Source organism: Mesorhizobium sp. Primo-A, assembly GCF_003997175.1.
GTDB classification, from domain to species: Bacteria; Pseudomonadota; Alphaproteobacteria; order Rhizobiales; family Rhizobiaceae; genus Mesorhizobium; species Mesorhizobium ciceri.
In genome coordinates this window covers 90,616-110,637 of the sequence record NZ_RZTG01000015.1, presented here as the reverse complement: position 1 = coordinate 110,637, position 20,022 = coordinate 90,616, and the positions used below count along the sequence as shown (strand labels likewise).

Genomic DNA, 20,022 nt, shown 5'->3' with positions numbered 1-20,022 from the left:
CTCCCCTTGTTGTGGGAGAAGGGAAGACTAGCCAAGGCTAAGCCAGTCTCTCTGTATGGTTGATGTCGACGCCGTACTCCGCGCCCGAATCCAGCATCGTATGCCAAAGGCTCTCGGCAAACGTCGCAAACATCAGAACGTTGAACACCGCCTGCCCATCCGTCCGATCACTGTCGCGCCAGAGCGTGACGCTGGTGTGATCCATCGACGTCGCGGCGGCGGCGCCAACCGGAAACGAATCGGGATGCAAATCGATCGACGACAGTTTCGCCAGCATTGTCCGCGCCTTGGCGCCGGAGATGCTGACCAGAACCCGCGCATGCGACTGGTCCGACAGCGAGCCGGACAATGCGGGCTCCAGCGTCTGCATCGTGTGCTTGCCGCCCTTCGACAGCACGAAGAACTGGTCCGGTCCCGACCAGATCAGCGTTGCGTCCGAAGTCCGCACCGCCTTCGGCGCATCAGGGACAGCAACACCAAACCGAGCCTTGGCGGCTTGTCCCAGCTCGGCCGCCTGGCCGCGCCGCGCCATCCCCTGGATCAGATCAAAATTGCGGATCTCGGTCAGCGAAATGCCGGCCTCGATACCGCGTGCGCCATCTGTACCGGTGACAAGCGCATGCTCGAGTGGGCTGCGAGAAACCCAGGAAAACTCAACCACGCTGGCGCCCTCCATCCGGGTCGTAGAAGACGGGATTGCAGAGTTCGACGTCATAGTCTTCGCCGCGCAATGGATCATGCGCGTGCACGATCTCGCCGATGCGTTCGCGGCCGCGTTCGACAAGCGCGAGCCCGATCCACTGATCCAACGTCGGCGAGAAGCAGACCGAGGTGACATAGCCCTGGTCGTTGCCGGGGCCGGGCGTCTGCCCCTTCGGGATGATGTGTGCGCCGGAGCGCAACCGGCGTGTCTCGTCCGTCGGCTTGATGCCGACGACGACCTGGCGATCTGGGGCTACCAGCGCCTCGCGTCCGGCCATGACGCGGCCGATATAGTCTTTCTTGGTCGACATCATCTTGCCCAGACCAAGATCGGCCGCTGTCGTCGTGCCGCTCAGTTCCGGTCCGGCGATGTGGCCCTTTTCGACGCGCATGACGCCGAGCGCCTCGGTGCCGTAAGGCGTCACGCCGAATGGCGCGCCGGCCAGCATCAGATTGCGTGCCATCGCATCACCGAAGCGTGCCGGTACCGAGATCTCGAAGGCCATTTCGCCGGAGAACGAGATGCGGAACAGCCGCGCCTTGAGGCCGCCGCGCAACGTCACTTCGCGCGCGCCCATGAACGGAAAGCCTTCGTTGGAAAGGTCCTCGGACTCATCAACGATCTGTTTCAGCAACTCCCGCGCGCTCGGTCCGGCGATCGAGAACTGCGCCCACTGGTCGGAGACGGAAGTGAGCTGCACGTCGAGCTCCGGGAACAGCACCTGGCGGCAGAATTCGAGATGCTGCATCACCAGACCGGCCTTGGCCGTGGTGGTGGTGAGAAAATAGTGGTCTTCGGCCAGCCGCGACGTGGTGCCGTCGTCATAGACGATGCCGTCCTCGCGCAGCATCAGACCGTAGCGCGCCTTGCCCACTGCAAGACTGGAGAAGGTGTTGATGTAGACGCGGTCGAGGAAGGCGCCGGCATCCGGACCGTGCACGTCGATCTTGCCGAGCGTCGAGACATCGCAGAATCCGACGCCTGAGCGCACCGCCTTGACCTCGCGCGTCACCGATTCCAGCCAGTCCTTCTCGCCCGCGCGGGGGTACCACTGCGCCCGCTTCCACAGGCCGGTGTCGACGAAGACAGCACCTTGTTCCACGGCCCAGTGATGCGACGGCGTCAGCCGCGTCGCATGGAAAGTCTCGTCGCGGTGATGGCCGGCGAAGGCGCCGATGGCGACGGGCACGTAAGGCGGCCGGTAGATCGTTGTCCCGGTCTCGGGGATCGAACGGCCGCTGACCGCAGCCATGATGGCGAGGCCGGCGACATTCGAGGTCTTGCCCTGGTCGGTCGCCATGCCGAGCGTGGTGTAGCGCTTCAGATGCTCGACCGATTCAAAACCCTCGCGCTGCGCCAGCTCGATGTCGGACGCGGTGACGTCGTGTTGCTGGTCGACAAAGGCTTTGCCCTTGCCGGCGACATGCCAGAGCGGCGTCAGCGAAAAAGCCTCGTCATCGGCGGCAGGCGCGGCGCCCGCCGTACCATTGTGCCCCGTGTCACGGGCCGCTGCCGCGCCAGCGGCAAATCCCTGGCTCAGGCAGGCGCCGAGCCCGAAATCGCCATTGGCGGCACCCGCGGCGACCATGCCTGGAGGCGCGCCGTCGGGCACGAAGGCGGAGATGTCGCTGCGCCATTTCGGCCGGCCGCGATGATAGGAGGTCAGCCCGACCGCCGGGTTCCAGCCGCCGGAAACGGCGAGCCCGTCCGCTTCGACCTCGGCGCGCGCGCCGCCGGTCAGCGACACCGCGATTTTCCTGACGCCATCCTTGCCGCCGTCGATGCCACTGACGGAACCGTGCAGCACCGGGAAGCCGCCCTTCGAGGCCAGCGAACGATGCGCCGGCGATATTTCGGGCCGTGCATCGATGACCGCCGCTATCTGCAGGCCGGCACCGAGCGCCGTCTCGACGGTGCGCCAGCCGTCCTCATTGTTGGTGAAAAGTGCGATCCGCTTTGCCGGTGTAGCGGCGTAGCGCGCGACATAGGTGCGCATGGCGGAGGCCATCATCACGCCGGGCGTGTCGTTGCCGGCAAAGACGATCGGCCGTTCGATGGCGCCGGCTGCCACGACGCAGCGCTTCGCCACGATCCGCCACAGGCGCTGGCGCACCTGGTGCTCGGGCGGCGAGGGCAAATGGTCGTTGACCCGCTCAATGGCGCCATAGGTGCCGCCATCGTAGACGCCGAACAGCGTCGTGCGGGTCATGACGCGGACGTCGGGCATACCAGCCAGTTCAGCCAGCGTCCGCGAAATCCACTCGGCCGCAGGTTCGCCGTCGATCATTCCGCCATCCGACAGCAGACGGCCGCCGAGGACAAAATCCTCCTCGCACAGGATGACGCGGGCGCCTGCGCGGCCGGCTGCCAACGCCGCGGCCAGACCAGCCGGGCCGGAGCCGGCGATCAGCACGTCGCAATGCGCCCATGCCTTGTCGTAGTGGTCGGGATCGGCAAGGCCGGCGGCACGGCCAAGGCCTGCGGCGCGGCGGATCGCCGGCTCATAGATCGCTTCCCAGAACTTCGCCGGCCACATGAATGTCTTGTAGTAGAAGCCGGCAACGAAGATCGGCGCGAACAGCTGGTTGACCGACATCACGTCGTGGCGCAGCGACGGCCAACGGTTCTGGCTGGCGGCCTCGAGCCCGTCATAGAGTTCGGCCGTCGTCGCCTTGGTGTTCGGCTCGCGCCGTGCCCCGGTGCGCAGCTCAACCAGCGCATTGGGTTCTTCCGAGCCCGCAGTCAGGATGCCGCGCGGGCGATGGTATTTGAATGAGCGGCCGACCAGCTTGACGCCGTTGGCGATCAGCGCCGAGGCGAGCGTGTCGCCCTGGAAGCCGGAGAAAGCCTTGCCGTCGAAACGGAAGTTCAGCGGTGCCGAGCGGTCGACAAGCCCGCGATTGCCGAGCCGGTGTGTCTGCGCGCCGGCCATCACGCACCAACCTTCGCAGCGCCGGCACCAGCCGCCGGTTCGATGGAGGAAATCTCGTGCGTCAGCGTGTTGCGGGTGACCTTCAGCCAAGCCCGGCAACCACCGCCATGGTACCAATATTCGCTGGTCGCGCCGGCGACATTGTCGCGCAGATAGACATAGTCGAAGACCTCGTCTTCCGAGGCGCCGGCCTCGGGCCGCACCGGCTTGGCGTCGCCGAGATAGGTGAACTCGCCGAGTTCGCGTTCACCGCAGAAAGGACAGGCAATGCGCATTTCTTCTAAACCGCCTTCAATGCAGGTTCGGTTGGGCGCCCTGGCCCTTTTCGTCGATCATGGCGCCAGTTCGGAACCGGTCTAGGCGGAACCGTGCCGCTTCTTCATGCGACTCGTCGCGAGCCAGGAGGTGCGCAAAGACAAAACCGGACCCTGGCGTCGCCTTGAAGCCGCCATAGCACCAGCCCGCGTTGAGATAGAGCCCGTCGACGGGCGTCTTGTCGATGATCGGTGAACCATCCATCGACATGTCCATGATGCCGCCCCACTGGCGCAGCAGGCGCACGCGGCCGATCATCGGCATCAGCGCCATGCCGCCCTCGCAGACGTCTTCCATCACAGGCATGTTGCCGCGCTGGGCGTAGGAATTGTAGCCGTCTATATCGCCGCCGAAGACGAGGCCGCCCTTGTCGGACTGGCTGACGTAGAAATGGCCGGCGCCGAAGGTCATGACGCCCGGGATGAGCGGCTTGATCGCCTCGGAGACGAAGGCCTGCAGCACGTGGCTCTCGATCGGCAGGCGCAGACCGGCCATTGCTGCGACGCGCGACGAGGAGCCGGCGACCGCCATGCCAACCTTTCCGGCGCCGATCTTGCCGCGCGACGTCTCGACGCCGGTCACCTTGCCATTGGCGTCCCTGACAAAACCGGTGACTTCGCAATTCTGGATGATGTCGACGCCGAGTTCGCTCGCCGCATGCGCATAGCCCCAGACCACCGCATCGTGCCGCGCCGTGCCGCCGCGCCGCTGCAACAGCCCGCCTTGCACGGGAAAGCGCGCATTGTCGAAGTTCAGGAACGGGATCATCTTCCTGACGGCAGCGAGGTCGAGCAGTTCGGCGTCGATGCCGTTGATGCGCATAGTGTTGCCGCGCCGCGCATAGGCGTCGCGCTGCGCATCGGAATGGTAGAGGTTGATGACGCCGCGCTGGCTGACCATCGCATTGTAGTTGAGGTCCTGCTCCATCCGCTCCCACAGCTTCATCGACAATTCGTAGAAGCCGGTGTTGCCGGGCAGACCGTAATTGGAGCGGATGATGGTGGTGTTGCGGCCGGCATTGCCGGAGCCGATCCAGCCTTTTTCGAGCACGGCGACATTCTTGATGCCGTACTCGCTGGCGAGGAACCAGGCGGTGGCCAGCCCGTGCCCGCCGCCGCCGATGATCACCACGTCGTAGCGATCCTTCGGCGTGGCGTCGCGCCAGGTGCGCTGCCAGTTCTTGTGGCCGGACAGGGCGGCACGAGCGAGCGAGAAGATCGAATATTTCATCAGTTCATTCCGAGGTCGCTCGCGTCGCGCTGGTGGTCAAATATCCAGCGTGTGGTCGCGCTCCCATTGCGTGAAGTGCGAAGCATAGGAATTCCATTCCTGGTGCTTCAGCTTTAGGTAGGCCGACGAGAAATCCTCACCCAGCGCCGCCTTGAGCGATTTGTCCTTGTCGAACTCGCGCAAGGCGTCGAGCAGGTTGAGCGGCAGTTTTGGCGCGCCCTTTACCGTATGGCCATGCTGGTACATGTCGATGTCGTAGCGCTTGCCAGGATCGGCCTTCGAGCGAATGCCGTCGAGGCCGGCGGCGATGATGACCGCTTGCAGGAGATAGGGATTGGCGGCGCCATCCGGCAGCCGCAGCTCGAAGCGGCCGGGGCCGGGCACCCGCACCATGTGGGTGCGGTTGTTGCCGGTCCAGGTCACCGTGTTCGGTGCCCAGGTCGCGCCCGAAATGGTGCGCGGCGCGTTGATGCGCTTGTAGGAATTCACCGTCGGGTTGGTGATCGCGGCCAGTGCGGAGGCATGTTTCATGATGCCGCCGAGGAAATTCCTGCCCTTGGCCGACAGGCCGAGCTCCATCGAATTGTCGGCGAAGACGTTGGTCTTGCCGGCCTTGTCCCAGACCGAGATATGCGCATGGCAGCCATTGCCGGTCAGGCCCTGGAAGGGCTTCGGCATGAAGGTCGCGCGCAGGCCATGCTTTTCCGCGATCGACTTGACCATGAATTTGAAGAACGAGTGCTTGTCGGCGGTCGCCAGCGCGTCGTCGAAGGCCCAGTTCATCTCGAACTGGCCGTTGGCGTCCTCATGGTCGTTCTGATAGGCGCCCCAGCCGAGCGCCAGCATGTGGTCGCAGATCTCGGCGATGACGTCGTAGCGCCGCATCACCGCTTGCTGGTCGTAGCAGGGTTTTGAGGCCGTGTCGTATTCGTCGGAGATCGTCTTGCCGTCAGGCGAGATCAGGAAGAACTCGGCCTCGACGCCGGTCTTGACATGCATGCCGTCGCTGGCGGCTTCCGCGATCAGCCGCTTCAGTGTGTTGCGCGGCGCCTGGTCGACCTCCTTGTCGTCCATGATGCAGTTGGCCGCCACCCAGGCGACCTCAGGCTTCCACGGCAGCTGGATCACCGAATCCGGATCCGGCACCGCAAGCATGTCGGGATGCGCCGGCGTCAGGTCCAGCCATGTGGCGAAACCGGCAAAGCCGGCGCCGTCCTTCTGCATGTCTGATATCGCCTGCGCCGGCACCAGCTTGGCACGCTGGCCACTGAACAGGTCAGTGTAGGAAATCATGAAATATTTGACGTTTTTCGCCCTTGCGAATTCAGCAAGATCAGTTGCCACGGTAGTTCCCCATTTTTATCGATTGTTGTTCCCGAGTATGCGGGAATCGGCCCTTCGTTGATCAGAAGCCGTTCTTCCCCGGTATCCAGTTGGTGCCGGCCAGCGGCACGCCGGCCATGGCGGCTGCCTCGATCGTCAGCGCGACCAGGTCCTCGGGTTCGAGATTGTGCAGGCTGTTCTTGCCGCACGCGCGGGCGATCGTTTGAGCCTCAAGCGTCATCACCTTGAGGTAGTTCGCCAGCCGGCGCCCGGCAGTCACCGGATCGACCCGCTTCATCAGTTCCGGATCCTGCGTGGTGATGCCGGCGGGGTCGCGCCCCTCGTGCCAATCGTCATAGGCGCCGGCCGTGGTGCCAAGCTCGTTGTACTCCGCCTCCCAGCGCGGATCGTTGTCGCCGAGCGCGACAAGGGCCGCCGTGCCGATCGAGACCGCGTCGACGCCGAGCGCCAGCGCCTTGGCGACATCGGCGCCGTTGCGAATGCCGCCGGAGACGATCAACTGCACCTTGCGGTGCATGCCGAGGTCCTGCAGCGCCTGCACGGCCGGCCTGATGCAGGCAAGCGTCGGCTGGCCGACATTTTCGATGAACACTTCCTGGGTGGCGGCGGTGCCGCCCTGCATGCCGTCGACGACAACGACATCGGCGCCGGCCTTCACGGCAAGCGCCGTGTCATAATAGGGGCGCGCGCCGCCGACCTTGACGTAGATCGGTTTTTCCCAGTCGGTGATTTCGCGCAATTCGAGGATCTTGATCTCGAGATCGTCGGGTCCGGTCCAGTCGGGATGGCGTGAGGCCGAGCGCTGGTCGATGCCTTTCGGCAGCGTGCGCATTTCGGCGACACGATCCGAAATCTTCTGGCCAAGCAGCATGCCGCCGCCACCCGGCTTGGCGCCCTGGCCGACGACGACCTCGATCGCATCGGCGCGGCGCAGATCGCGCAGGTTCATGCCGTAGCGCGACGGCAGATATTGATAGACCAGTTGCTTGGAATGGCCGCGCTCCTCCTCGGTCATGCCGCCGTCGCCCGTCGTGGTCGAGGTGCCCGACAGGGTAGCGCCGCGTCCGAGCGCTTCCTTGGCCGGACCCGACAGCGAGCCGAAGCTCATGCCGGCAATGGTGATCGGAATCTTCAACTCGATCGGCTTCTTGGCATGGCGAGAGCCGAGCACGACCGATGTGTCGCAGCGCTCGCGATAGCCTTCGAGCGGGTAACGCGAGATCGAGGCGCCGAGGAACAGTAGGTCGTCGAAATGCGGCAGCTTGCGCTTGGCGCCGGCGCCACGGATGTCATAGATGCCGGTCGCCGCGGCACGGCGGATCTCGGAAAGCGTGTAGTCGTCGAAGGTCGCGGATTTGCGCGGCGTCGTCGGCGGGTTCCTGTAGGTCATGCTGCCTCAATACGCGTCGGCGTTGTCGATATTGAAATTATAGAGGGTACGCGCCGAGCCGTAGCGCTTGAACTCCGACGGCTTGACGCCGGTGACGCCGGCGCGGTCGAGCAGGCCCTGCAGCAATTCCAGATGCTCGGTCCGCATTTCCTTGGCGATGCAGTCGGCGCCGAGGCTGTCGACCTTGCCGCGCACGAAGAGCCGCGCCTCGTAGATGGAATCGCCGAGCGCATCGCCGGCATCGCCCAACACCACCAGATTGCCTGACTGCGCCATGAAGGCCGACATATGGCCGATATTTCCATGCACGACGATATCGATGCCCTTCATCGAAATGCCGCAGCGCGACGAGGCGTTGCCTTCGATGACCAGCAGGCCGCCCTTGCCGGTGGCGCCGGCATACTGGCTGGCGTCGCCTTTGATGGTGATCGAGCCCGACATCATGTTCTCGCCGACTCCAGGCCCTGCCGAGCCATGCACGGTAATGGTGCTGCCGGAATTCATGCCGCCGCAGTAATAGCCGACGCTGCCGCGCACATCGATGGCAACAGGCTGGTCGACGCCAACGGCCACCGAATGGCTGCCTTTCGGGTTCAGCACTTCCCATGCCGTTTCGTTCGAGCCGGGAGCCAGATTGTGCAGCGCCTGGTTGAGTTCGCGCAGCGACAACTGGTCGAGATCGAAGACCCGAGGGTCGTGTGCCGCGGTTTTTGAAAGCGTGGTTGCCGGCATGAACTCAATGCTCCCAGAAATAGACGGTTGCGGGCTCGGGTTCCCAGACCCTCGCATTGTCTATGCCGGGCAGTTTGGTCAGCGCGCGATATTCCGAGCCGAAGGCGACATATTGGTCGGTTTCGGCCATCACGGCTGGCTTGCAGGCAATCGGATCGCGCACCACGCCAAAGCCGTTCTTGGTGCCGACGACGAAGGTGAAGAAGCCGTCGAGGTCGGAGAGCGTGCCTTCCAGCGCCTCGCCGAGATTCTTGCCATGCGCCATCTGTGACGAGAGATAGGCGGCAGCGACTTCGGTGTCGTTCTCGGTTTCGAAGGTCATGCCTTCGCGGATCAGTTCGCGGCGGACATTGTTGTGGTTCGACAGCGAGCCATTGTGCACCAGGCACTGGTCGGCGCCGGTCGAGAACGGATGCGCGCCCATCGTCGTCACCGCCGATTCCGTCGCCATGCGGGTATGGCCGATGCCATGTGTGCCGGTCATCTTGCGGACATCGAAGCGATCGACGACTGCCTCGGGCAGGCCGACTTCCTTGTAGATCTCGACCACGTCGCCGGCGCCCATGATGCGGATGTCGGGGCGCAGCGCCTGGATGGTTTCGCGCGCTTCATCGATCTTCGCGGGGGTGGTCCTGACGACTGCATGGGTGGATTTCACCGCGATCGTCACCGGCGTGCCGATGGCCTTGGCGAGCTCCGCCTCGAGGCCGCGGAAATCGCGGTCGGGCTTGGCCGACTGGATGGTGATCTTGGCCTCATTCTTGGACGGCGCGCCATAGATGGCGATGCCGGCGCTATCGGGACCGCGATCGCTGAGCGAGATCAGCATCTGCGACAGCATCGCGCCAAGCTGGGGTTCCAGCGACTTGTCCTTCAAAAACAGTCCGACAATTCCACACATGTCAGCCTCCCGACGTTTTGTAGCTAAGAGATCGTTTGCAACTCTGAAAATGATGTATCGAATGAGGTCCGCAAATTCAATCGTATGAAAAAAATATTCCTCTAATTACCTATGCGTCTCAATGCCGCTCTGCCCACTATCGTTGCCTTGCCGGGCGTTGTGAACCCATTTGGCGGTGCGGATGCGGGCGAGCTTGTAGGCGTCCAGGATCGACAAAGCATAGATCAGGAAGCCGCCGGCGTGACGGCCGACGAAGCTGGCATCGGGCGGCGCGATCTTGGCCGTCACCCATGCCAGGATCACCATGAAGAAAAGGAATTGAAGGCCGCGCACCGGCACGCCCAGAATGACGTGCCCGCTTCCCGGCAGCACGATTGCGGCGCCGAGAACCAGATAGGGATTGGCGGGTGCAGTGGCGGAACTGGTCATGCGGCCTGCCGTTCGCTTTTGTTGATCGCGTCGCGAAGCGCCGACACCGACATCAGCAGCCTTTCGATCAGCGCGGGATCGAGTGCGGCGTCGCCGAATTCGGCCTGCCGGAAAACGCCATAGCGCGCCCGCTCGGCTTCGGCCAGAAGCCAGACGATGCGTATACCCTTGGGCGTGATCAGCAGTTCCTTGGCGCGCCCTTCGGAAAAGATCTCGATATGGCTGGCGATCAGGCCTTGCGGAAAGCGCGCCGCCCTGCGGTCGGTGCGCAGCACCGACTCGGCGGGAAATCCCGGAGCCTTGGGCAGCGTATGCTCGAGATGATCGAAATTGGAGAAGGTCGTCGGCGAGCCCGGCCGCATCATCATGTCGAAGGTGGCTGGTACCGCGACCTCTTCGGTGATCGAAACACTGAGCCAGCGCGCCGGCAGTTTGCGCGTCGCCAGCGTATCGACGATGGTGCGCACCTGGACACGTTTGCTGTTCCAGGATCCTTCCCAGGTGATGACGCCGGCGGTGCCATCCGAAACATTGGCAGCATCGGCGATGATTGTGCGGATGCGGTCCTGCTCGACGGCGAGCGCCATCGATGCCCTGCTGCGGCTGGCACGCGCTTGCCAGGCAAGGTGGAGAACGACAACCAGGACAATGGCCCCGGCCAGCAGTGCTGATGTCAGATCGGACATTTTCTCATGCCAGGCCCGCCCGGGATCCGGACGGGCCTACTCCCATCAATAACCCTGCGGCTTTGGCCACGGCATGGTGAACTGGTCGCCGCGCCGCACGAATTTGTAACGGTAGAAGTGGAACCACAGCGAGATCAGGAAGTAGAAGGCGACCATGGCGATCAGCTGCGAGCCGAAGCCGAGGAAGATGGCGAAGAAGGTCACCACGCACAGGCAGAACAGCACCATGGCCGGGATCGGATGGAAGGGGTGGGTGTAGCCTCGGCGGATCGAGCCCAGCGGCCATTTCTTGCGGAACATGATGATGTTGATGCTCATGAACGTGTATTGCAGCACCCCCGACAGGATCGAAAAGGTGATCGCCTGGTTGAGGTCGGCGATGAAGGCGAAGGCCAGCGCGATCGGCAGCAGGAACAGGATCGAGCGATAGGGCGTGCGATATTTCGGATGCACGGCCGAGAACCATGTCGGCAGATAGCGGTCGCGGCCGAGCGAGAACCAGGCGCGCGCCGCATCGTTGATGCAGCCATTGGCCGACGCCAGCGCGGCGAGCAGCGTGGCGACGAACAACAGGTTCTCGAGCAGCGGGCTGCCGGTCAGCTTGCCGGCGTCCCACAGTGGATAGTAGGTGATGCCGAGATATTCCCAGGGCATCAGGGAGGCGCAGACATACCAGGTCATGGCCGCCGCGATCAAAAGCGTGATCATGCCGGCCATGGTGCCGTAAGGCAGCGAGCGGGCCGGGGAGCGCACTTCCTCGGCGGCCTGTGTGGTGCCTTCGATGCCGAGATAGTACCATATGCCGAACTGGAAGGCGGCGATGACGCCGATCCAGCCATAGGGAAGCGCATTGCCTGGGGTGACCAGTTCGTTCAGCTTCAGCACCGCGCCTTGCGTCCACGGGCTGACCGAAAAGAACAGGATGACGATCGAGATATAGGCGATCGCGGTGATGACGAAGTTGACGTTGAGCGTCATCAGCACGCCGCGATAGTTCAGCCACGCCAGCACGACGATGGTCGCGGCGATGAAGGAATTGTGGGTGAGCCCTTCGACGCCGGCCTTGGCGACGATGGTGTCGCCGAGCAGGATGGCGTCGGACACTTCGAGCATCGTGTAGGCAAAGACCAGGAACAGCGCGACGTTGAACGCCATCAGCGGTCCGACGATGTGCTTTGCCTGCGCATACTGGCCGCCAGCGGCGGCCACGGTCGATGTCACCTCGGAATCGATCATCGCGACCGAGGTGTAGAGCAATCCGACGACCCAGCAGACGATGAGCGCGGCCAGCGCGCCACCCTTGTCCGCCGAGAAATTCCAGCCGGTGAATTCGCCGACCAGGACGATGCCGACGCCGAGCGCCCAGACATGGGCCGGTCCGAGCACGCGCAGGAGTGAAACTCTGTCCCCTTGGACAGCCGGGGCAGCCGGTTCAAGTGCGATCGTCATTGTTCAATCCTCACTCAGATCCGGTGTTTTTCGGAAGTGGCTTCCAGTTCGCCTTCGCGCGACGAGGTCAGCACCTCTTCGGAGAAGGTCGTGTCGACCTTGAACCAGTCGTAAAGCATCCACAAAGCGAGCACGATCGAGATGCCCCAGCATGCGTAAGAGAGTGCCACCCACATGATCGTGTCCCCGAATTAAATCGTCCTCAGAACTCTTACTTGTCGTCGAATTTTTCGTTGATGACGTCGCGATATTCGCGGTCGGATGCGCGAAACAGGAAGACGAAATAGCCTATCAGCACCGCAGCCATTATGATCAGCGTCGGCCAGTCGATGACATAATGGAAGCGGTTCTGGATGATGTCGTGCGCGGTCTCGGGCGTGTAGCCGAGCTTTTCCCAGATCGAGGCCATGGTCGGGTTCTGGCCGAGCGCTTCCCACGTCTTGGCGTCGAGCGCGTCGATGGATTTCGCCGCACCGGCGAGGCCCAGTTTCAGCGGCAGCCACAGCGCCACGAAAATGGCGACGACGACGACGGCGATGTCGAAAACCTGCCCGGCCTTGCTCTGCTCCGGCGGCGTGTAGCGGGACATTTCTTCTACCCCTCAGGACTTGCGGTTGCGGAATGCGTCGGCGTTCTTGATGTCGAGCCCGTAGATGAATTCCTTGTCTTCCTTGTAGTGCTTGACCATCGCCAGGATGGCGGCCGTGTTGAAGATCAGCACGGCGGCGGCGGCGATCGCGACCACGGCCTTGATGCCGCTGTGCGGGATGTAGGGCCATGTCATGAGCAGGACGAAGAGGATCGTCGCCCACAGGCAGACGATCAGGAGCGCAGATCCGCGCACGTCGGAGCGGTACAGCGCTTCGATGCGCTGTTGCATGTCTGACATCGGTTTTCCCCTTTTTCCAACGCCAGGCCCCGAATTGGCCGGCCGCTGCCCTCTTTCAAGAGAGTGAAATTTTTTTCATAAATTCAGTCCGAATCCCGCAATTGTCAAGCGCGATTTACGTGAGGTTAACTGTTTGCTTTGCGCGGTGGATTTTGCCTGACAATGAAATTAATTGCTTATGGGTATTGCGGCGTCCTGGCGTTTGCGATCAATATTCGGTCAAAGCTCCCGCCACTGCGCAGGGGGCAGGGAACAGCAGAGCATTATCGAAACGGAGGACGAGCGGATGACGGCATCCTGGAGATTTTCGACCCTGGCGGATCGCCACCGAGCGCTCGGTTCGAAGCTCGAAGACTGGAGCGGCATGGGAACCGCCTGGACCTACGACAAGGATGCCGACGAGGAGTACATCGCCATCCGCACCAAGGCTGGCCTGATGGATGTCTCCGGCCTCAAGAAGGTGCACATCACCGGGCCGCATGCTTCACACCTGATCGACCTGGCGACGACGCGCGACGTCGAAAAGATCTATCCCGGCAAGTCGGCCTATGCCTGCATGCTGAACGAGGCGGGAAAATTCACCGACGATTGCATCCTCTACCGCACCGGCCCCAATGCCTGGATGGTCGTGCATGGTTCGGGCACCGGCCATGAAGAATTGCAGCGGGCGGCTATGGGCCGCGACGTGTCGCTGCGCTTCGACGACAATCTGCACGATCTTTCGCTGCAGGGGCCAACCGCCGTCGACTATCTGGCCAAGCACGTGCCGGGCATTCGCGACCTCAACTATTTCCATCATATGCAGACGCAACTGTTCGGTTTGCCCGTCATGATCTCGCGCACCGGCTACACCGGCGAGCGCGGCTACGAGATCTTCTGCCGCGGCCAGGATGCCGGCACGATCTGGGACAGGATTCTCGACGAGGGCAAGAGCGCCGGCATCATTCCGTGCCGCTTCACCACCCTCGACATGCTGCGGGTGGAAAGCTACTTGCTGTTCTACCCCTACGACAATTCGCAGAAATACCCGTTCGAGAACGAAGGACCCGGCGACACGCTGTGGGAACTCGGCCTCGACTTCACCGTCAGCCCCGGAAAGACCGGCTTTCGCGGCGCCGAGGAGCATTATCGCCTCAAGGGTAAGGAGCGCTTCAAGATCTACGGCGTTCTGCTCGACGGCAAGGAGCCGGCCGATGAGGGTGCGCTGGTCTATCGCGACGGCAAGAAGGTGGGCGTGGTGACCTGCGCCATGTATTCGCCGCTGGTCGAGAAATCGATGGGCATCGCCCGCCTCGACGTCGACTGCGCGGTCAAGGACACCAAGCTCGAAATCCGCAACAGGAGCGGCGCCATCAAGGCCACCGCCCAGCCATTGCCATTCGACGATCCCAAGAAGACCAAGCGCACGGCGAAAGGTTGAGGCATAGTCGACGGCGAGGGGTTCGAGCAATTCCAGGAAAAGTGTGAAACGGTTTTCCGTCCGGAATTGCGTCAAAGCAAAGAGATAGAGCGGTCCGCCGTTTCTATGAAACGGTGAAGCGCTCGAAGGCACGAAGACTTAAATGGCAGCCAAAAGCATCATCAGCCGGCCTGTTTACGGAACCTTGTCTCCGCAGCCCGGCAAGCATCATCTTTTTATCGCGGATGCGGAAGGGGCGCTGGCGATAGCGGAGATGGCCGGGAGGGCGCCGCCCGGGTTTTTCGACGACGCCGACATCGTCTTCATTCCCGGGCCTGACGGCAAACACACCGCAGCCCTCGAAGCGCTGAGACCGGTGCAGTTTCATCTGTCGCCATCCTTCGCCAGCCTGCTGCCACGGCTTAGGCAGACACTGGCAAATGCGCATATGGGCCTGCGCCTCTATCTCGCCGGCACTGAGGGCCTGATCGGCCAGGCGATGCAGGTGGCGCTTGAAGCCGGCATCGACCACACTTCGATCCAGACCGAGCACCGCGGTTCGCTGGCGCGGCGCATGCAATGCGTCCACTGCAAGGGCATCACCGAGAATGTGACGACGCAGCCGGCGACCTGCGCGCATTGCGGCCTGCTGCTTCTGGTGCGCGATCATTATTCCAGGCGCATCGCGGCGTTCCAGGGCGTCTGCATCAACGCCGAGGATCGCAGCGAGATTCCTCCGATGGAGGAGGTTTTCCGATGAGCGCCGGAACAACAAAACTCGATGTCGTGGTCAGCGACGTCGTCCCGGTCAACGACCTCGTCACCCGCTTCCATTTCCGCCGGCGCGACGGCGAGTTGCTGCCGACCTTTTCCGGCGGCGCCCATGTCGTGGTCGAGATGCGCGACGGCGAACGCACCAGGCTCAACCCCTATTCGCTGATGGGCTCGCCGCTCGACACGCGCGAATACACGATCTCGGTGCGCCGCGACGATGTCGGCCGCGGCGGCTCGCTGTTCATGCACCGGAACGTCAAGCCCGGCATGGAGATGGTGGTCAGCTATCCCGTCAATCTGTTCTCGCTCGACCTGCGCGCCAAAAAACATCTGATGCTGGCCGGCGGCATCGGCATCACGCCGTTCATGGCGCAGACCGCTCAGCTTGCGGCGGAAGGCGGCAATTTCGAACTGCACTACACCTGCCGCACCGCATCGCTCGGCACCTATGCCGATGTGCTGCGCGAGCGCTACGACCGACGGGTCAGGCTCTATCATGACGACCTTGACGAGCGCATCGAACTCGACCGGCTGCTGTCGACGCAGCCGCTCGGCACGCATCTCTATGTCTGCGGCCCGGCCGGCATGATCAACTGGGTGCGTGATCGCGCGGCAAGCCTCGGTTGGCCATCGGAAACCGTGCATTTCGAGCATTTCGCGGCCCCCCAGCCTGGCCTGCCTTTCGACGTGACGCTTGCCGTCAGCGGCAAGACGATCCGCGTCGATGAGCAGCAGAGCCTGCTGGAAGCGATCGAAGCGGCCGGCGTCGATCCGCCCTATCTCTGCCGCGGCGGCGTCTGCGGCCAGTGCGAAACCAACGTCATCTCTTGCGACGGCAAGTTCATCCACAACGACCACTGGCTGAGCGAGGAAGAGCACCGTTCGGGCAAGAAGATCATGCCGTGCGTGTCGCGCTTCGAGGGCCGGTCGCTGGTCCTGGAGCGCTAGGAGGAAATCATGGGCATCACCTTTCGCAAGGAAACGTTCCGCGACGACTTCACCTTCAGGAACAGCCCTGAGCACATCAGGCGCTTCCCGTTCCCTTTCCACGAAGACGCCTACATGTATGCGGTCAACATCGAGCCGCATGTCGTCGGGCCGAAAGGCAGCGTGCTGGAAAACCTGATCGACGTCGACGAGCACTATGTCGCCGAGATGCAGGACCGGGCGCTGGTGCTGGCCGAGGACCCGCTGCGCTGCCAGTCGCTGCCGCACATGACGCTGGCCGGCTGGGACCTGCTGGAACTGCTGATGGAGCAGCAGGCGCTGGGCTATCCCGAACATTTCACACTGACCCGCGACGGCGACCGCTGGCGCTGGATCAACCGGCCGCTCGGCATCGACGACACCTTCACCTTCGGCGACACCTCGACGCTGCCTTACGGCCCGATGGAGTACATCACCCGCCAGAGCCAGGGCGACTTCTGCATCCTCGACCAGCGCGACGGCAATCTGTGGATGGATGCCGGCATGGTCACCACCCAAGCCGACTGGTCGCTCGATTTCGACATCGGCATGAACTTTTTCGAATGGCACGCGCCGGTGCCGCTGGCGCATGAGAAGGGGATTTTTGTCAGGGCGCTGAAATTCCTCACCAACATCCAGCAAGGCAAGCCGGCCAGGCGCCTGAACTGGACGATGACCATCAATCCGCGCCTCGACACCAGCCCCGAAAACTATCACAAATGGGGTCCGGACCGGGCTACGGTGACGCCGGAGAATGTCGGCGACAAAGTGCATCTGCGCGTCGAGCTGCAGAGTTTTTGGCGCCTGCCGCGCTCGAACGGCATCGTCTTTCCGATCCGCTGCTATCTGATCAAGATGGATGAGCTGGTGACGCAACCAAAATGGGCCCGGCGCCTGCACCGTGTCATCCGCGACCTGCCCGACGAACTCGGCAACTACAAGGGCCTGACCCGATATAGGTCAACGTTGGTCGAGTGGCTGTCGAAGCTCGACGACGGCAGCCCGACGAGCCCTGGGTTCGGGCCGGATTGAGCGACGCCCGCGAAGCTGCCGATCTCCCCCTCGTGGGGGGAGATCGAGTCCCGCTCAACCCGCGCTCTGCGGATAGCAGATAATCGACAAATACCGCATCGGCAGTTTCGTCAGCTGTTCCGGCCCGTGCGGCGCGTCGGCGTCGAAGAACAGGCTGTCGCCGGGCTTCATCGGGTAGAGATTGCTGCCGTGCCGGTAAACGACCTCGCCCTCGAGCATATAGAGGAATTCCATGCCCTCATGCTGGAAGGTCGGAAACACGTCGGAATCCTCGGTCAGCGTGATCAAATAGGGCTCGACGACGACGCCGCTGGTGTTGGAGCCGATATGGCCGAGCAGATTGTACTGGTGACCGGCGCGCGTGCCGCGGCGCTCGACATCGAGGCCTTGGCCGGCCTTGACGAAAACGGCGCTGCGCTCTTCCTCGAAGCGGCGGAAGAAGGCTGTCACCGGGACGCCGAGCGCCCGCGACAGCGCCTGCAAGGTGGTCAGTGACGGGGAGGTGATGCCATTCTCGATCTTCGACAGCATGCCCAGCGAAATGTCGGTGGCGACCGCCAGATCGGCGACGGTGATGCCGAGCTTCTTGCGGAAGGCGCGCACCTCGCGGCCGATCGCCACCTCCAGCACCTTTTCGCGCGTGTCGCGAATGGCATGCGGGTTCTGCGTCAGCGGCGCGCGGATGGTTTTCCCGTCGGCCGAGACCTTTGGCTGCGGCTTGGCCTTTGCACCGGCTGGACCAGCCTTGGAATCGGAAACCTTCTTCGCCATGTCGCCCCCGGCACTCCTGCGGATTTATTTCACTCTAGGTGAACATGTCAGGTGCCGATACAGCAGCGCAACTGCGACGGCAAGTCGCCTGAAAGCACATGCGCACGATCCGGCGTTTGGCCGCGTCCGGTTTTTTGCGGGAAATCCACATCGGCGGAACGTTGTTTCCGCACCGGGCTGTTGACAGCACGAAAGGGCCAATTACTGTCCCTGTGAGTGAAATTTGTTTCGTAAGAGCAATTCCGGAAAAAGCGCATAGCGCTTTCCCCTTGGGAGTTGCGTCAAGGCAAAAGTCGAAACCAGATCGGGAGGCCTGCCATGAAAAGTCGCGTTGCCGTCATCGGAGCCGGCCCATCCGGCCTGGCACAGCTCAGGGCCTTCAAATCGGCGGCCGACAAGGGCGCCGACATTCCCGAGATCGTCTGCTTCGAAAAGCAGTCGGACTGGGGCGGCCTGTGGAACTACACCTGGCGCACCGGTCTCGACGAGCATGGCGATCCGGTGCACGGTTCCATGTATCGCTATCTCTGGTCGAACGGACCAAAGGAATGCCTGGAATTCGCCGACTATACTTTCGAGGAGCACTTCGGCCGGCCGATCGGCTCCTATCCGCCGCGCGCCGTGCTGTGGGACTACATCAAGGGGCGCGTCGAGAAATCAGGCTTGCGCAAATGGGTGCGCTTCAACAGCCCGGTGCGCATGGTGACGTTTTCGGACGAGACGAAGAAATTCACCGTCACCGCGCATGACCGCACCAACGACGTCACCTACTCGGAAGAGTTCGACAATGTCGTCGTCGCCTCCGGGCATTTCTCGGTACCCAACGTGCCCTATTTCGAGGGTTTCTCCACCTTCAATGGCCGCATCCTGCACAGCCATGATTTCCGCGACGCGATGGAGTTCAAGGGCAAGGATATCCTGATCATCGGCCGCTCCTATTCGGCCGAGGACATCGGCTCGCAATGCTACAAATACGGCGCCAAATCCATCACCTCCAGCTACCGCTCGAAGCCGATGGGTTTCAAATGGCCGGAGAATTGGAAAGAGGTGCCGCTGCTGCAGAAGGTCGTCGGCAAAACCGCGCATTTCAAGGATGGCACGACCAAGGATGTCGACGCCATCATCCTGTGCACCGGGTACCTGCATTCCTTCCCCTTCCTGACCGACGATCTGAAGCTCAAGACAGCCAACCGCATGTGGCCGCTCGATCTCTATGAAGGCGTCGTCTGGGAGAAGAACCCACAGCTTTCCTATATCGGCATGCAGGATCAGTTCTACACCTTCAATATGTTCGACGCGCAGGCCTGGTTTGCCCGCGACGTCATCATGGGCCGCATCAAGCTGCCCTCGGCCGAGGCGATGGCCGCTCACGGCGCGAAGTGGCGCGCGCGTGAGGAAACGCTGGAAGACGCCGAGCAGATGATCTGGTTCCAGGGCGACTACACCAAGGAATTGATGGACCAGACCGATTATCCCGGTTTCGACGTCGAGGCGGTCAACCAGACCTTCATGGAATGGGAACACCACAAGGGCGAAGACATTATGAGCTTCCGCGACCACGCCTACCGCTCGCTGATGACCGGCACCATGGCGCCGCTGCATCATACGCCGTGGCTGCAGGCGCTCGATGATTCGATGGAGAGCTATCTTGAGGTGAAGGGCGTTGCGGCGGAATAACGAGTGGGCGCCGTCAGGCCGGCGCCTCGACCCAACCGTGGCGACTCTCGCCATAGACAGACTGCGTCGGCGCCGGAAATGCCGGGTCTCCGAAGCAGCCGACTGCGACGGCTACCGCCGCCGGTTTTCGTGACGGATACCAGAAGACCGTTGAGCCGCACGTTCCGCAGAAATGAAAGGTGACGGGAAAGCCGCTGTCGGAATCGCGTTGGAATGTCTGGAATGAGCCGCTGATCTCGGTCTCGGCGGCATCGAAGAAAGCGGCGATCCCGAACGGAGTGCCGGTCCGCCGCTGACAGTCCAGGCAATGGCAAAGCGAGACCTTGGCCGGCTCTTGCGGGCAGCGGATCTGCAATTGGCCGCAGGTGCAGTGAGCGATCCGGCCAGTCATCATTCTCTCCTG

Annotated in this window: 21 protein-coding genes; 5 read left to right on the top strand and 16 right to left on the bottom strand. The window is 62.8% G+C overall.

The window, feature by feature from the left end; genetic code table 11:
• Nucleotides 1-37 precede the first annotated feature (37 nt).
• From EOC83_RS26225 to EOC83_RS26160, 14 genes are all read right to left on the bottom strand, one after another.
• Complete coding sequence (locus EOC83_RS26225) at nt 38-661, bottom strand: sarcosine oxidase subunit gamma (RefSeq protein ID WP_063170183.1); 624 nt, start codon at nt 659-661, stop codon at nt 38-40.
• Complete coding sequence (locus tag EOC83_RS26220; protein ID WP_063167613.1) at nt 654-3,635, bottom strand: sarcosine oxidase subunit alpha; 2,982 nt, start codon at nt 3,633-3,635, stop codon at nt 654-656. The genes EOC83_RS26225 and EOC83_RS26220 overlap by 8 nt, the downstream gene beginning before the upstream one ends.
• Complete coding sequence (locus EOC83_RS26215) at nt 3,635-3,910, bottom strand: sarcosine oxidase subunit delta family protein (RefSeq protein ID WP_024502588.1); 276 nt, start codon at nt 3,908-3,910, stop codon at nt 3,635-3,637. Before EOC83_RS26215 ends, EOC83_RS26220 begins: the two co-directional genes overlap by 1 nt.
• Nucleotides 3,911-3,926: 16 nt before the next feature.
• Nucleotides 3,927-5,180 (bottom strand): sarcosine oxidase subunit beta family protein, encoded by a 1,254-nt coding sequence (locus tag EOC83_RS26210; RefSeq protein ID WP_013532907.1) that lies wholly within the window; start codon nt 5,178-5,180, stop codon nt 3,927-3,929.
• A gap of 36 nt (nt 5,181-5,216) precedes the next feature.
• A complete protein-coding gene (gene glnT, locus EOC83_RS26205; protein WP_063167614.1) occupies nt 5,217-6,524 on the bottom strand; it encodes a type III glutamate--ammonia ligase in 1,308 nt (435 codons plus the stop codon).
• A 61-nt stretch (nt 6,525-6,585) separates the two neighbouring features.
• Nucleotides 6,586-7,914, bottom strand: a complete 1,329-nt coding sequence (locus EOC83_RS26200; protein ID WP_063167615.1) for an FMN-binding glutamate synthase family protein — start codon at nt 7,912-7,914, stop codon at nt 6,586-6,588.
• A gap of 6 nt (nt 7,915-7,920) precedes the next feature.
• Nucleotides 7,921-8,646, bottom strand: coding sequence for a GXGXG domain-containing protein (locus EOC83_RS26195; protein ID WP_013532905.1), 726 nt, complete (start codon nt 8,644-8,646; stop codon nt 7,921-7,923).
• A gap of 4 nt (nt 8,647-8,650) precedes the next feature.
• Nucleotides 8,651-9,547, bottom strand: a complete 897-nt coding sequence (locus tag EOC83_RS26190) for a glutamine amidotransferase family protein (RefSeq protein WP_063167616.1) — start codon at nt 9,545-9,547, stop codon at nt 8,651-8,653.
• A 105-nt stretch (nt 9,548-9,652) separates the two neighbouring features.
• Nucleotides 9,653-9,976 carry a hypothetical protein gene (locus EOC83_RS26185; RefSeq protein ID WP_063167617.1) on the bottom strand — a complete coding sequence of 108 codons (324 nt, stop codon included), beginning with the start codon at nt 9,974-9,976 and terminating at the stop codon, nt 9,653-9,655.
• On the bottom strand, nt 9,973-10,662 hold the full coding sequence (locus tag EOC83_RS26180) for a hypothetical protein (RefSeq protein WP_024502593.1): 690 nt from the start codon (nt 10,660-10,662) through the stop codon (nt 9,973-9,975). Before EOC83_RS26180 ends, EOC83_RS26185 begins: the two co-directional genes overlap by 4 nt.
• A gap of 45 nt (nt 10,663-10,707) precedes the next feature.
• Nucleotides 10,708-12,111 (bottom strand): amino acid permease, encoded by a 1,404-nt coding sequence (locus EOC83_RS26175; protein ID WP_024502594.1) that lies wholly within the window; start codon nt 12,109-12,111, stop codon nt 10,708-10,710.
• 14 nt (nt 12,112-12,125) lie between these two features.
• Nucleotides 12,126-12,287 (bottom strand): hypothetical protein, encoded by a 162-nt coding sequence (locus tag EOC83_RS26170; RefSeq protein WP_013532900.1) that lies wholly within the window; start codon nt 12,285-12,287, stop codon nt 12,126-12,128.
• 35 nt (nt 12,288-12,322) lie between these two features.
• On the bottom strand, nt 12,323-12,700 hold the full coding sequence (locus EOC83_RS26165) for a hypothetical protein (protein WP_013532899.1): 378 nt from the start codon (nt 12,698-12,700) through the stop codon (nt 12,323-12,325).
• 12 nt (nt 12,701-12,712) lie between these two features.
• Nucleotides 12,713-13,000 carry a hypothetical protein gene (locus EOC83_RS26160; protein ID WP_013532898.1) on the bottom strand — a complete coding sequence of 96 codons (288 nt, stop codon included), beginning with the start codon at nt 12,998-13,000 and terminating at the stop codon, nt 12,713-12,715.
• Nucleotides 13,001-13,286: 286 nt separating this feature from the next.
• Between EOC83_RS26160 and EOC83_RS26155 the strand changes: the two genes are divergently transcribed.
• The 4 genes from EOC83_RS26155 (at nt 13,287) to EOC83_RS26140 (ending at nt 17,171) form a co-directional block, all read left to right on the top strand.
• Nucleotides 13,287-14,420 carry an aminomethyltransferase family protein gene (locus EOC83_RS26155; RefSeq protein ID WP_063167618.1) on the top strand — a complete coding sequence of 378 codons (1,134 nt, stop codon included), beginning with the start codon at nt 13,287-13,289 and terminating at the stop codon, nt 14,418-14,420.
• Between the two features lie 142 nt (nt 14,421-14,562).
• Nucleotides 14,563-15,159 carry a dimethylamine monooxygenase subunit DmmA family protein gene (locus EOC83_RS26150; protein WP_063167619.1) on the top strand — a complete coding sequence of 199 codons (597 nt, stop codon included), beginning with the start codon at nt 14,563-14,565 and terminating at the stop codon, nt 15,157-15,159.
• Nucleotides 15,156-16,121: a PDR/VanB family oxidoreductase gene (locus tag EOC83_RS26145; RefSeq protein WP_063167620.1), complete on the top strand. Its 966-nt coding sequence runs from the start codon at nt 15,156-15,158 to the stop codon at nt 16,119-16,121. The genes EOC83_RS26150 and EOC83_RS26145 overlap by 4 nt, the downstream gene beginning before the upstream one ends.
• A gap of 9 nt (nt 16,122-16,130) precedes the next feature.
• On the top strand, nt 16,131-17,171 hold the full coding sequence (locus EOC83_RS26140) for a DUF3445 domain-containing protein (protein WP_063167621.1): 1,041 nt from the start codon (nt 16,131-16,133) through the stop codon (nt 17,169-17,171).
• 54 nt (nt 17,172-17,225) lie between these two features.
• Here EOC83_RS26140 and EOC83_RS26135 read toward each other — a convergent pair whose 3' ends face one another.
• Nucleotides 17,226-17,942, bottom strand: a complete 717-nt coding sequence (locus tag EOC83_RS26135) for an XRE family transcriptional regulator (protein WP_013532893.1) — start codon at nt 17,940-17,942, stop codon at nt 17,226-17,228.
• Nucleotides 17,943-18,260: 318 nt separating this feature from the next.
• Between EOC83_RS26135 and EOC83_RS26130 the strand changes: the two genes are divergently transcribed.
• A complete protein-coding gene (locus tag EOC83_RS26130) occupies nt 18,261-19,619 on the top strand; it encodes an NAD(P)/FAD-dependent oxidoreductase (protein WP_013532892.1) in 1,359 nt (452 codons plus the stop codon).
• A 13-nt stretch (nt 19,620-19,632) separates the two neighbouring features.
• On the opposite strand, the gene EOC83_RS26125 is transcribed toward EOC83_RS26130, so the two are convergent.
• Nucleotides 19,633-20,010 (bottom strand): GFA family protein, encoded by a 378-nt coding sequence (locus EOC83_RS26125; protein WP_063167622.1) that lies wholly within the window; start codon nt 20,008-20,010, stop codon nt 19,633-19,635.
• Nucleotides 20,011-20,022: the final 12 nt, after the last annotated feature.